The sequence below is a fragment of the uncultured Bacteroides sp. genome, from assembly GCF_910578895.1.
Classification (GTDB): domain Bacteria; phylum Bacteroidota; class Bacteroidia; order Bacteroidales; family Bacteroidaceae; genus Bacteroides.
Genome location: NZ_CAJTSC010000036.1, coordinates 20,009 through 32,994 on the forward strand (window position 1 = coordinate 20,009; position 12,986 = coordinate 32,994).

General features: G+C 47.4%; 8 protein-coding genes and 1 tRNA gene. 2 read left to right on the forward strand and 7 right to left on the reverse strand.

Annotated features, from left to right (window positions below):
- Positions 1 to 304: 304 nt before the first annotated feature.
- A complete protein-coding gene (locus tag QZ327_RS09995) occupies positions 305 to 1,309 on the reverse strand; it encodes a 2-oxoacid:ferredoxin oxidoreductase subunit beta (RefSeq protein WP_294618908.1) in 1,005 nt (334 codons plus the stop codon).
- A 14-nt stretch (positions 1,310 to 1,323) separates the two neighbouring features.
- Positions 1,324 to 3,171: a 2-oxoacid:acceptor oxidoreductase subunit alpha gene (locus QZ327_RS10000; protein WP_294618909.1), complete on the reverse strand. Its 1,848-nt coding sequence runs from the start codon at positions 3,169 to 3,171 to the stop codon at positions 1,324 to 1,326.
- A gap of 166 nt (positions 3,172 to 3,337) precedes the next feature.
- Between QZ327_RS10000 and QZ327_RS10005 the strand changes: the two genes are divergently transcribed.
- Positions 3,338 to 3,409, forward strand: a tRNA-Arg gene (locus tag QZ327_RS10005).
- 124 nt (positions 3,410 to 3,533) lie between these two features.
- Positions 3,534 to 4,616 carry a linear amide C-N hydrolase gene (locus QZ327_RS10010; protein ID WP_294618910.1) on the forward strand — a complete coding sequence of 361 codons (1,083 nt, stop codon included), beginning with the start codon at positions 3,534 to 3,536 and terminating at the stop codon, positions 4,614 to 4,616.
- 86 nt (positions 4,617 to 4,702) lie between these two features.
- On the opposite strand, the gene secDF is transcribed toward QZ327_RS10010, so the two are convergent.
- The 5 genes from secDF to QZ327_RS10035 form a co-directional block, all read right to left on the reverse strand.
- Positions 4,703 to 7,708: a protein translocase subunit SecDF gene (secDF, locus tag QZ327_RS10015; RefSeq protein ID WP_294618911.1), complete on the reverse strand. Its 3,006-nt coding sequence runs from the start codon at positions 7,706 to 7,708 to the stop codon at positions 4,703 to 4,705.
- An 83-nt stretch (positions 7,709 to 7,791) separates the two neighbouring features.
- Positions 7,792 to 9,876, reverse strand: a complete 2,085-nt coding sequence (locus tag QZ327_RS10020; RefSeq protein ID WP_294618912.1) for a M3 family metallopeptidase — start codon at positions 9,874 to 9,876, stop codon at positions 7,792 to 7,794.
- Between the two features lie 63 nt (positions 9,877 to 9,939).
- Positions 9,940 to 11,040 carry an endonuclease/exonuclease/phosphatase family protein gene (locus QZ327_RS10025; RefSeq protein WP_294618913.1) on the reverse strand — a complete coding sequence of 367 codons (1,101 nt, stop codon included), beginning with the start codon at positions 11,038 to 11,040 and terminating at the stop codon, positions 9,940 to 9,942.
- A 7-nt stretch (positions 11,041 to 11,047) separates the two neighbouring features.
- Complete coding sequence (locus QZ327_RS10030; protein WP_294618914.1) at positions 11,048 to 11,938, reverse strand: rhomboid family intramembrane serine protease; 891 nt, start codon at positions 11,936 to 11,938, stop codon at positions 11,048 to 11,050.
- Positions 11,919 to 12,602, reverse strand: a complete 684-nt coding sequence (locus tag QZ327_RS10035) for a rhomboid family intramembrane serine protease (RefSeq protein ID WP_294618915.1) — start codon at positions 12,600 to 12,602, stop codon at positions 11,919 to 11,921. The genes QZ327_RS10030 and QZ327_RS10035 overlap by 20 nt, the downstream gene beginning before the upstream one ends.
- Between the last annotated feature and the right edge of the window lie 384 nt (positions 12,603 to 12,986).

The window sequence follows — 12,986 nt, forward strand, 5'->3', positions numbered from 1 at the left end:
TCTGTTTGACTTGAGTTGTTTATAATCTGTTTTTGATGCGCATTCTGTAAGGTAGACACGAGGAGGACAGCTTTTGTTACACGCGCTGTACAAAAAAACAGAAAAAAGTTTCGGGTGCGGTGGTCTGCTGCGAGAAAGGGATTGAACCAGAGCGGAAAAGGATAATCATGATGGTATAAATTAGGCACAGATTACACGGATTACACAAGTTGGTAAAAGAAAAAAACTGTGCTGTCCGTGTAATCCGTGCCTAAGAGAAAGCAGAATCTCATTCTATCTGCTCGGGGGACGGGAGGTTATTGTGTCACTTTACCTTCCAAGTGTCGTTTGTCATCAGCAATTCCTCGAAGTTATGGTATTTCTTCTTGGAGGACACTTCTTCGATTTGCGCATGTACGGCATCATCGTAAGTCGGAGCTTCTACATCGCGGATTACACCGAGAGCAATCGGGAAGTCGGGACCCTCCATCAGGGCAAGCTTCAGTTGCAGGGTGTTGTCCTTGCAATGAGCATCGTGGACGAGGATGTCCTTTTCCGTAATGCCGTTCTCACCAAGCTTCACTACTTTCAGTCCGAAACCTTCCTGCATCAGTCCGTATTCGTTGTTCTCGCCGAAGAGCATCGGTTTGCCGTGCTCCAGATAGATAGCATTCTTGGCACGGTCTTCTTTCTTGGCTACGGAGTCGTGTGTGCCGTTGTTGAAGATGACACAGTTCTGGAGAATTTCGCATACGCTGGCGCCTTTATGGTTATAGGCGGCTTTCAGGATTTCCACCGTGCCGGCTGCATCTGTGGCTACGGCGCGGGCAAAGAAATGTCCGCGTGCGCCGAAACAGAGTTCTGCCGGATGGAACGGGTCTTCTACCGTACCGTAAGGGGATGACTTGCTGACGAAACCGCGGGGAGAGGTGGGAGAGTATTGCCCTTTCGTCAAACCGTAGATGCGGTTGTTCAGCAGAATCATGTTCAGGTTGATGTTACGGCGGTTGGCATGGATAAAGTGATTGCCGCCGATGGCGAGCCCGTCACCGTCACCGCTTACTTGCCATACGGCAAGTTCCGGATTGGCAACTTTGCAACCAGTGGCAATGGCTGCGGCACGTCCGTGAATGGTGTTCATGCCATACGTATTCATATAGTGGGGCAGACGGCTGGAACAGCCGATGCCTGAGATAACTGCCGTCTGATGAGGCGGTACGCCGATTTCTGCCATTGCCTTATGCAGGGATGCGAGGAAAAAGTGGTCGCCGCAACCCGGACACCAGCGGGGTTGCCCTTTTTTGAAGTCTTTTGCTGTATATTCGCACATAGTTCTTTTCGTTTTTAGTTTTTGATAATCTCCTCAAATGCTTGTACTAACTCGTTTACCAGGAAAGGCTGGCCTTTTACTTGGTTGAACTGATAGGGTACGAAGCCGTCTACTTTCATGCGCAGGTATCCGGCAAACTGTCCCATGTTCTGTTCCGCCACTACTACCTTCTTGTAGCGTTTCATCACTTCCGCCGTGTTCTTGGGCAGCGGGTTGATGAACTTGAAGTGGGCGAGGGCTGCTTTCTTGCCGGTAGCGCGAAGCTCGTCCATAGCGGCATGCAAGTGACCGTAAGTACCGCCGAAGCCAACAATCAGCAGTTCGGCATCGTCTTTGTCGCCTTCCACTTCCACATCGGGCACTTCGATTTTGGCAATCTTTTCGGCACGCAGGCGGGTCATCAGGTCGTGGTTCTCAGGATCGGTGGAGATAGCACCTGTCTTATTGTCTTTCTCCAGTCCGCCGAGAATATGGGTGAACCCCTCCGTTCCGGGAACAGCCCAATAGCGGCTGCCGCTCTTTTCGTCACGTTGGTAGGGTGTCCATGAGCCTTGCATTTCGGGACGTACGTATGGCGGCACGATAGTGGGATATTCGGCAAGTTTGGGCAGTTTCCATGCTGCCGAACCGTTGGCAACGAAAGCATCGGTGAGCAGTACGACGGGAGTCATGTGCTCCAAAGCTATTTTGGACGCCATATAGGCGCATTCAAAGCAATCTGTCGGCGAGGTGGCGGCAAGTACGGGCATGGGGCTTTCGCCGTTGCGTCCGAAGAGTACTTGCAGTAGGTCGGTCTGTTCGGATTTGGTGGGCAGACCTGTTGCCGGACCGCCGCGCTGTACATCGAGCACTACCAGCGGCAGCTCCATGATGACTGCCAGGTTCATGGCTTCCGACTTCAGGCAGATGCCTGGTCCGGAAGTGGAAGTAACGGCAAGTGCTCCTGCAAAGGAGGCTCCAACGGCAGAGGCGCAACCGGAAATCTCGTCTTCGCACTGCACGGTCATTACGCCCAGTGACTTATGCTTGGAGAGTTCGTGCAGCACGTCGGTGGCGGGGGTAATGGGGTAAGAACCCAAATAAAGCTTTAAACCCGCTTTCTCGGCAGCGGCGATGAAACCGTATGCCGTAGCCTTGTTGCCCGTGATGTCCATATAGCGCCCGGGTGTCTTCACCTTACTTTCAATCTTGTAAGTGTGTGCGGCAGATGCGTGTGTGTTGTGTCCGTAGTCGTATCCGGCACGGATCACCTTGATGTTGGCTTCCGCTATCTCGGGCTTCTTGGCGAATTTCTCACGGATGAAGTCTTCGGCTATCGTCAGGTCACGGTTGAACAGCCAGCATACCAATCCCACAGCAAACATATTACGGCATTTCAACATGGATTTGTTGTCCATTCCCGTGTCGGCAAGGCAGTCTTTCACCATTTTGGAGATAGGAGCGGCGATGACATCCTGCTTGATGCCCATTTCTTCGATAGGATTGTCCGTCTTGAAAGCAGCTTTCTCCAAATCCGATTGCTGGAACGCGTCCGTATCAATGATAATACATGCGGTAGATTTGGCAAACTTGTATTGTGTCTTTAGTGCGGCTGCATTCATTGCTACCAGCACATCGCATTTGTCACCGGGAGTATAGACTTTATTGGCGCCGATATGTACTTGGAAGCCGGACACGCCCGTCAACGAACCTTGCGGGGCACGGATGTCTGCCGGATAATCGGGAAATGTGCTGATGTCATTACCTACCGTAGCCGAAACTGTTGAAAAGATGTTGCCGGCGAGCTGCATACCGTCGCCGGAGTCTCCGGAGAAGCGGACTACCACTTGCTCCAGTTCTTTGACCATCATGTCGTTTGCCATAACTTACGTATTACTATATGTTATATTAGAAAAGTTACATTATTGTTTTGTTGTCGGACAAATTTCGTAAAGTTAATCGGATTAACAAAACTTTTTTCGGAAAATCAACAGAATACATTATCTTTGTACCCGCATTCTGTTGCTATATGCAGAATGTATACAAAAAGGCTCTGTAGTTCAACGGATAGAATAGAAGTTTCCTAAACTTTAGATAGGGGTTCGATTCCCCTCGGAGCTACGAAAGGAATGGCGGTTGTGTCCGGCATTCCTTTTTTGTTTTCCCCTGCTTCCTTTATATTTTTCTTAGGATACGATAATGAACTAATATCGTATCACGTTGTTTCCTGTATAAAAAGGGAATTATGAAAAAAACTATTTTATTGATTATTTCGTTGGCACTTGCCGGTACATGGACGGTTTCGCTGCCTGCGGAGGCTTGTACGGGAATCACTTTGAAGAGTAAGGATGGAACTACGGTTGTGGCACGTACCATAGAGTGGGCGGGCAGCAATCTGAACAGCCGCTATGTGATTGTGCCGCGCGGATACGCTCAACGCTCCTTTACACCCGATGGTGGCATGAATGGCATGCGTTTTACGGCTCGTTATGGTTATGTCGGTTTTGCCGTGGAGCAGAAGGAGTTCATTGCCGAAGGGTTGAATGAAGCCGGACTTTCGGCAGGATTATTCTACTTTCCTAATTCCGGTGAATATCAGGAATATGATATTGCCGAGAAGGACAGGAACATTGCAGACTTGCAGCTTGTATCGTTTATATTGGGTGAATGCAGTACGGTGGATGAGGTGAAGGCGAAAGTGGGTGAAGTACGTATCACGAATGTAGATCCTCGGGCTTCTACTGTCCACTGGCGCTTCATTGATGCTTCGGGACGGCAATTGGTGCTTGAGGTGGTTGGGGGAGTTCCCCGTTTTTATGAAAATAAATTGGGTGTGCTTACCAACTCTCCCGGCTTTGAGTGGCATCTGACAAATCTTAATAATTATGTCAATCTCTTTTCCGGCGGTGTTTCCGGACATCCGTTCGGCGATATAGTATTGGCTCCTTTGGGAGGTGGAAGCGGCTTGTTGGGGTTGCCCGGTGATTTTACACCGCCTTCGCGTTTTGTCCGCGCCGCTTTCTTCCAGACAACTGCTCCTCAACGTGCCACTGCTTTCGAAAGTATCTTGCAGTGTTTTCAGATTCTGAATAATTTCGATATCCCGATAGGTACCCAGTATGCCAACGGAGACGCGCCTGCCGATATTCCGAGTGCTACTCAGTGGACGGCTGCTACGGATATGGCACATCGGAAACTCTACTACCGTACGATGTACAACAGTACTGTCCGAAGCATAGACTTGCGTGGGATAGACTTCTCTAAAGTGAAATATCAGGTGAAGCCGTTGGACACAGTAGAATCACAGGTTATAGAGGTCTCTCTATGATACCATAAAGGTCAACTCCACGTCCGTAAAGTTTAACATTACGAACGTGGAGTTGACCTTTATGGTATACCTTATATGGTTAAGGCTTATTTTACTTCTTCAGCAGTTGCTTGTTCTGCATCTTTTTTGTTCTTCATCAGCGTGTAAGCGATAGGAGATGCAACGAACAGAGAAGACAGCGTGCCGCATACAACACCCAAAATCATTGCGAATGCAAAGCTGCGGATAGAGTCACCACCGAGGATGAAGATACACAGCAATACAATCAATGTACTCAATGAGGTGTTGATGGTACGTGCCAAAGTCGTGTTCAGTGAGTCGTTGAACAGTGCTTTCTTGTTGCGTTTCGGATACAGGCCGAAGAATTCGCGTACACGGTCGAAGATTACCACCTTGTCGTTGATTGAGTAACCGATAGCCGTCAGGATAGCACCGATAAACGTCTGGTCGATTTCCAAAGAGAACGGCAGAATACCCCAGAACATGGAATATGCACCCAAAATGACGATAGTGTCGCAGGCCAGTGCACATACGGAACCGATAGAGTATGCGATGTTACGGAAACGGAGCAAGATGTACAAACCGATGGCAATCAATGCCAATACAACAGACCAGATAGCCGATACCTTGATGTCGTCTGCGATACTCGGACCTACTTTCTGTGAACTGATGATACTGCCACCCGTATGGTTCTCACGGTCGATGAAGGTTTCCAGCGTGATATTCTGGGTCAGCAACGGCTTCAGGGTTTCGTACAGATAAGCTTCGATTTCCGAGTCGATGTTGTTGCCTTCTTCTTCAATGCGGTAGTTGGTGCTGATACGTACGGTTTTGCCGTCTGCACCGATAGCGATAACGCTGACATTGGCGTCGCCGAACTTGCTGGCAATCAGTTCGCGTACTTGTTCGGGTTCTACTTTATTCTCGAACTGCACCTTGAAGTTGCGTCCACCGGTAAAGTCGATACTTTGGCTCAAACCGCGGATGCTGAGGAAAGCGATACAGATTACCACTGCGATGCCTGTCAGTCCCATCCAAACCTTGTTTCTGCCCATGAAGTCGAAGTGTACATTAGCCATCAGGTTCTTGGAAATGCCTGTGGAGAATGTCAGGTTCAGCAATTTGTCTTTGCTCATGAAGTGTTCGTAGAACAGACGTGTCATGAACACGGCAGTAAAGAATGAAATCAGGATACCGATAATCAATGTAGTGGCAAAGCCGCGGATAGGACCGGTACCGAAGTTAAACAGGATGATACCTGTAATGATAGATGTCAAGTTGGAGTCGAAGATTGCAGAGAAAGCATTGGCGTAACCGTCTGCAAGTGCTTTCTTGACACCCTTGCCTGCCCGCAACTCTTCTTTGGTGCGTTCGTAAATCAATACGTTGGCATCCACAGCCATACCGAGTGACAACACCATACCGGCGATACCGGACATGGTAAGCGCTGCCTGGAAGGATGAGAGAATACCCAATGTGAAGAACAGGTTCAATACCAAAGCTCCGTTGGCAACCATGCCCGGAATGAAGCCGTACATGGAGCACATGTAAATCATCAGCAGGATTAATGCCACGATGAATGACATCACACCGGCGTTAATGGAAGCTTGTCCCAAAGACGGGCCTACGATATCTTCCTGTACGATGTAGGCGGGAGCCGGCATCTTACCTGATTTCAATACGTTTGCCAAGTCTTTTGCCTGTTCCGGAGTGAAGTGACCGGTGATTTGTGAATTACCGCCGGTGATTTCCTGATTTACGTTAGGTGCGGAATATACATAATCGTCCAATACAATGGCGATTGCCTTGCCTACATTCTGCTTGGTGAGTTGTGCCCAACGGCGTGCACCATCCGTGTTCATAGACATGCTTACGGCAGGTTTGCCATAATGGTCGAATTCGTCTTTTGCATTTACCACTACATCACCTTCCAGCGGAGCGCGTCCGTTGCGTTCGGTAGACTTGATGGCATACAATTCGAATGTCTGGGCTTTCGGATCGTATTCATAAGGAGAAACACCCCACTTCAAACGCAGGTCTTTCGGCATTTCTGCCTGAACTTCCGGCATAGAGAGGTACTTGTTGATATCGGCAGTGTCTTTGTAGTTTGCATAACCTACCACAGGACCTTGACCGCTGGGGTTGACTTGAAGAACTGCCAACAGCGGGTGCTCTTTCTTGATTTGTTCGAAATCGGCGGCTTGTGCTTTGCTTTCACCTTTCAGTGCTGCGGCAATGCTGTCGGTTACACTGGTAGCCTGTGCTACGGCAGGGGCTGCGGTTTCCGTACTGTCTACCACTTCTTCTGTTTTTTCCGTGGTTGCCAGTATGGTACGCAGTTTGGCGTCTGCCGATTGCAGGTAGGAAGCGACATCTTTCGCATTGTATGTTTCCCAAAATTCCAGGTTAGCCGAACCTTGTAACAATTTTCTTACACGTTCAGGCTCTTTGATACCCGGAAGTTCCACCATGATACGTCCCATTTTGTCTTCCAGGCTCTGGATGTTGGGCTGAACCACACCGAAACGGTCGATACGGGTACGGAGTACGTTGAATGAGTTGTCAACGGCTGCCTTCACTTCTTCGCGTAATACTTTCTCGACTTCCGCATCGGAAGATTTTTGATTTACCTTGTCCTTTAATTGCTGGGTAGCAAACAGTTGTGCGAGTGAAGCATCCGGAGCGATTTTGTGATACTCTTTGATGAACAACGTGATAACGTCGTCTTGGCTGGTGGTAGCCTGTTTGGCGGCAGTTGCCAATGCCTGGTTGAATGCTTCGTCCGGTTTGTTGTCCGCCAATGCTTTGATAACATCAGGCACCGACACTTCAAGGATGACGTTCATACCCCCCTTCAAGTCCAAACCTAAACTGATTTCCATTTCACGACATTGTTTCAGCGTCCAATTGCCGAACCACACTTTCTCGTTTGACAGAGAGTCGAGGTAGTCTTGTTCTACTTTCACATCACCTTTTGCAAACTCTTTTGCCTTATTGGCATAGTGGCGAGTCACAAAAGAGAAGGAGAGATAGAACACACATACCAATGTGAGCAATATCGCAAAAACCCTTACAAATCCTTTGTTTTGCATGTTACTTTTAGTTTATTATGATTACTTTTTAATTGATTTCTATCGTATATAAGGCTGCAAATATAGTTTTTTTTTCACAATTCTTACTTCATACCGCGATTTTTTAACATCGGCTCCAATTGAGGCTCTGCCCCTCTGAAATTCTTGTACAGGGTCATCGGGTCTTCACTGTCTCCTTTTTCCAAAACATTCCGGCGGAAAAGGTCGGCGGTTGTCTTGTCGAAAATGCCATGTTCCTTGAATGCTTCAAAAGCATCGTTGTCCAGTACGTTTGCCCACAGGTAGCTATAATAGCCTGCCGCATAACCTCCTATGATGTGGTTGAAGTAGGTGGTGCGGTAACGGGGAGCAATTTCGGAAATCAAGCCGAGTTTGTCCATCGCCTCTTTTTCGTAGGCCACCACGTCGATGTCTTTGGTGTCTGTCAGGTTGTGCAGGTTCATGTCGAGAATGGCGGCTGCGAGCAACTCGGTAGTCATAAAGCCCTGGTTGAATGTTTTCTGATTCAGTATCTTTTCGATGAGGTGGTCGGGGATGACTTCACCGGTTTGGTAATGTTTGGCGTACATTTTCAATACATCGGGTTCTGTAGCCCAATGTTCGTTGATTTGTGACGGGAGTTCTACGAAGTCGCGTGCCACATTAGTACCGGAGACACCGAGATAGTTGCATTTGGTCAACAATCCGTGCAATCCGTGTCCGAATTCATGGAACAGGGTTTCCACTTCGTCCATCGTAAGCAGGGAAGGAGTATCGCCAACGGGTTTGGTGAAGCTGGCTACGTTGCATACCAGCGGTCGAATGTCGCCTTGCTGTTCGCGGTAGTTGCTCATCCATGCCCCGCCGCTCTTGCCGGGGCGTGGGAAGTAGTCTACGTAGAAGATGCCAAGTTGCGATCCGTCTGCATCTTTTACTTCGAAAACCTCAACATCGGGATGATAAACGGGGATGTTGTTGAGTTTCGTGAGTGTGATGCCATAGAGCTTGTTGGCAACGGCAAAGGCTCCTTCGCGTACGTTTTCCAATTTGAAGTAGGGTTTGATTTGGTCTTCCTCAAGGTCGTATTTCTCTTTACGGAGTTTTTCAGTATAATACCACCAGTCCCAAGCTTCCAACTTTTCGCCTTTGCCTTCTTTATCCATCAGTTTTTGAAGTTCGGCGGCTTCTGTTTTGGCTTTGGGCAGGGCGTAATTCCACAGGTTGTTCAGAAACTCCATTACCGTGGTCGAATTCTTTGCCATGGTATTGTCCAGAACGAAGTTGGAATAACAGTCGAAACCCAACAGGCGGGCTTTCTCCAGACGCAAGCTGACGATGTCGGCTATGATTTTCTTGTTATCGTTCTTGTCGTTGTTGTTGCCACGGTTGATGTAGGCTTTATATATCTTTTCGCGCAACGGGCGGTTGGCGGAATATTGCAGGAAGGGAAGCCGGCTGGCATTGTGCAGCGTAAACAACCATTTGCCTTCCTGTCCGGCAGCTTTTGCTTCTTCGGCAGCGCTTTGGCAGAGCCATTCGGGAAGTCCGGCAAGGTCTTCCTGTTTCTCTACGAAAAGCATGAACTCGTTGTTCTCGTTCAGGATGTTGTTGCTGAAAGTGATGCCCAGTGTGGAGAGCTGTTTGTTCACTTCGCGCAGACGGTCTTGCTTCTCGGCGGAAAGATTGGCACCGGAACGTACAAAGTCTTTATACGTCTTGTCCAAAAGCCTTTGTTGCTCGGTTGTCAAGTTTAAAGAATCCTTCTGCTGATAAACGGCTTTTACTTTATTGAACAATTCCTGGTTGAGGGATATATTGTCTCCATGTTCGGACAGTACCGGAGCAAGCTTTATGGAGAGTTCATTCAGGGAATCATTGGTTTCGGCGTCCGTCATGTTGAAGAAGATGGCACTAACCCGGTTGAGTATGGGCGAACTGTTGTCAAGAGCAACGATTACATTTTCAAAATCCGGTGCTTCGGCATTGTCGATAATGGCTTGGATATTGGCATTTTGCTCTTCTATTCCTTTAAGGAACGCAGGCTCATAGTGTTCCAGCTTGATTTTATCGAAAGGTGGAACACCGTTAGGGGTTTGAAACTCGGTGAGGAACGGATTGCTTTCCGTTTGGGTAGCACAGGAGTACATCATACAACTTGCAGCTAAAATTAGAATACTTCTTTTAAACATAAATCCAAAGTATTAGATATTAGTAGTTTGTAAATAATTTCACTGTATAAACAGCAAGGAAAGTCATTGCCGTTTGGCTATATAACACCATATCGGATAATGATCGGACTCTTTGATGGAACGGTCTACCGTACAGTTATAGGACTGTAGGTTCTTGCTGATTAATATATTGTCTATCCGGAAATAGAATTTATTCTGATTGTAGGAGATACCTAATCCGCATCCTGATTGGGTGAAAGCGTCATCCAGGTTTTGTGCAATGACACGATGGGTGTATGAAATGGGAGTGTCGTTGAAATCTCCGCAGACGATGACCGATGAATGTCGGGAGGCGGCTATCTCTTGCGCGATGCAGTCTGCCTGTGGGGCGCGAATGGCAGAAGCTTCAGCCAATTTATGCACCAGTAACCGGGCGCCGCTTTTCACTTTTTCCTTTTCGGGAGCTTTCAACATGTTCTCATACATGTCTTTGTCGATTTTTGTCAGTTTGTTTGACTCTAAATGATTGTTGATAAGGGTAATTGTATCTTCATTCAGCTTGAGTTCGTATAGTACGGAGCCGTTATAGTTGCTCGTATAGTTCAGAACACGCGCGGATAGAATAGGGTATTTGGAATAACATGCTATTTTGTTGGTATAACCGCTGCCGCTTCCTACCACGTTGATGCGGCGGTAAGGGTAAGCCTTCAACTCCCGTTCTATATCTTTTTGCGTGAGACGGCGGGAAGATTTGTCGGATGTGTATTCTTGCAGGCAGAGAATGTCGGCGTCACTTTTTTTCAGATAGGTCAGTATCGGGTTCTTCCCGTCTTTTTTGTGGGAGCCGTCAAATCCCATGATGTTGTAAGAAAGGATTTTTATGCTCCCTTCGGGCGGATTGGAGGTATGGAAATTGAGGGGAAGATACGTCCGCAACTGTGAATAGCACAATAGGAAACCGATTAAAGGCAATAGCGCTGTTTTATATCGTTGTATGGCCAGCCAGAAAATCAGGAAAGCACCGTTGATAAGCACGAAAACAGGAAACGCCAGTCCGAGGCAGGACTGTACCGGATGCACCGTCGGCTGGATGTAAGGGCTGTATGCTGTCAATAGCAAAAGCCCTGTGGACAAAGCATTGATTGCCAAAATCAGGAGAGCGACAAAATTACCGAGATGCCTCATACATACATTATCGTTTACTTGCATCGAACAGGCTCTTTTTCTCTTCGGTTGTCAGGCTTTCATATCCGGACTTTTTCAATTTGTCGAGGATACGGTCTATCTCGTCGGATTGAGCTTTCTTTCGGGCGTTATAGTTATAATCTTTTTGTTTGTCGGTTCCATAGTGTATTTTCATCTTGGGCTTTCGGGGCTTGAAACTGAACAGGGAAGCAACGGCATCCAGAAGCTTGTTGATCCATGCGGTAATATCCGTCCCCTTGCTAAGGCTGGCTGCAAACCATAATCCCGCCAATGCTCCGCCCAAATGGGCGATGTGTCCGCCGGCATTGTTGGATGTGATGAATAATAAGTCTGTTCCGATGACAATCAATGCCAGGTATTTCAAACGTATTGTCCCGAAAAGGAGAAGACGTATCGGATAGTTGGGTTCCCGATAGGCGGTAGCCGCTGCGATGGCCAGGACGGATGCCGATGCTCCCAACATGAAAGAGTACTCCGTCATCGGTCGGAAATAAGGGAAAGTATTATAGGCTGCCATGTAAAGCAAACCGCCGCAGATGCCGCCCAGTACGTATATCCCCCGCAGATGCTTTGCTGAGAAAAAATTTAGGAACAAAGCGCCGAACCAATAGAGCCAGAGTATATTGAAAAGGATGTGGAGTGCTCCTGCGTGCATAAACATGTATGTCAGGATGGACCACGGCTGGATGATGAAACGGGATAATGAAGCAGGCAGTTCCAGCCATTCAAACACTCCGCCCATGCTCCGGTTGAAAAGCTGCAATATGACTTCTGTCAACGTAGTAAGGAAAAACACTCCTACGTTGATATAAATCAGCTGTATGTAGATGTTCCCTCTACGGAATGAATCTTTTAAATCAGTTATTATAGTAGCCATCTCCTCTGTTCTTTTTTTTCCAGTACATTATTAGTAAGAAGCCGAATATCATACCACCCAAATGTGCAAAGTGTGCCACATTGTCGCCCGGATTGTTGGCAAATCCTGAGAACAACTCTATCAAAGCGTATCCGATAACGAAATATTTGGCTTTGATGGGAAACGGTAGCGGAAAAATAAATAAGGGCTGGTTGGGAAACAGCATGCCGAATCCCAATAAAATAGCGTATACTGCCCCGGAAGCCCCCACGGTAGTCATCATGTTGAGGTATTCCTCCATGGGAATGACGGAGTAGCCGGTGTTGACACTGTCGTATGCTGAAAGTACCGTTGCATAATGGATGTATTGCACAAATTCCTGGATAAGTCCTGCGCCGATGCCGCATGCAAGGTAATAGAAGAGGAAGCGCTTCGGTCCCCACACTTGTTCGAGTATGCGACCGAACATCCATACGGCAAACATGTTGAAAAACAGATGGGAGAACCCGCCATGCATGAACATGTACGTAATCAGTTGTGCAGTGTTGAAGTCTTCGGCAAGGAAGAAATGCAGGCCTAAGTATCGGTTTAAGTCGATGCCGTAACTTTGGGCTACAATCGTACCGAGAAACATCAGTACATTGATGATTAAAAGGTTTTTGGTTACTGTTGGTATGGTATTCATAATCTGTTTCTTCGCTTTATTTGGCAAAAATACGAATAAATTCTGTTCTATAACAGAAAAAGGAACTTCTATTCCTCTTTTTTCTCTGCTTTTTGACCTTTTTTTAAATGTTTTTATTTGATATTCAGTGTTCTTGCTCTGTTCCTGTAAGTACGAGTGTTGGAATTGCTCTTTTATGCAACGGTTGATTAATCGCTTGTATTATGAATAAGTCAGGAATTATACACGGCTTCATTTGCAGGAGCCGGAGGAATTGCCGCCCTTCTTCCTCTGGCTTCTGATAAATCCCGTAGATAAAAGCCCCGTGACTGACAGCTTCTTTTTCCCCCGATGTTCCCACTTAATTGGGAACGTGTTCCCTGCACGTTGGGAACATATTCCCAA

Bases quoted from the DNA above. Each gene is read 5' to 3' on its own strand.
- QZ327_RS09995 (WP_294618908.1), bottom strand. From the start codon at position 1,309: ATGTGCGAATATACAGCAAAAGACTTCAAAAAAGGGCAACCCCGCTGG.
- QZ327_RS10000 (WP_294618909.1), bottom strand. From the start codon at position 3,171: ATGGCAAACGACATGATGGTCAAAGAACTGGAGCAAGTGGTAGTCCGC.
- QZ327_RS10010 (WP_294618910.1), top strand. From the start codon at position 3,534: ATGAAAAAAACTATTTTATTGATTATTTCGTTGGCACTTGCCGGTACA.
- secDF (WP_294618911.1), bottom strand. From the start codon at position 7,708: ATGCAAAACAAAGGATTTGTAAGGGTTTTTGCGATATTGCTCACATTG.
- QZ327_RS10020 (WP_294618912.1), bottom strand. From the start codon at position 9,876: ATGTTTAAAAGAAGTATTCTAATTTTAGCTGCAAGTTGTATGATGTAC.
- QZ327_RS10025 (WP_294618913.1), bottom strand. From the start codon at position 11,040: ATGAGGCATCTCGGTAATTTTGTCGCTCTCCTGATTTTGGCAATCAAT.
- QZ327_RS10030 (WP_294618914.1), bottom strand. From the start codon at position 11,938: ATGGCTACTATAATAACTGATTTAAAAGATTCATTCCGTAGAGGGAAC.
- QZ327_RS10035 (WP_294618915.1), bottom strand. From the start codon at position 12,602: ATGAATACCATACCAACAGTAACCAAAAACCTTTTAATCATCAATGTA.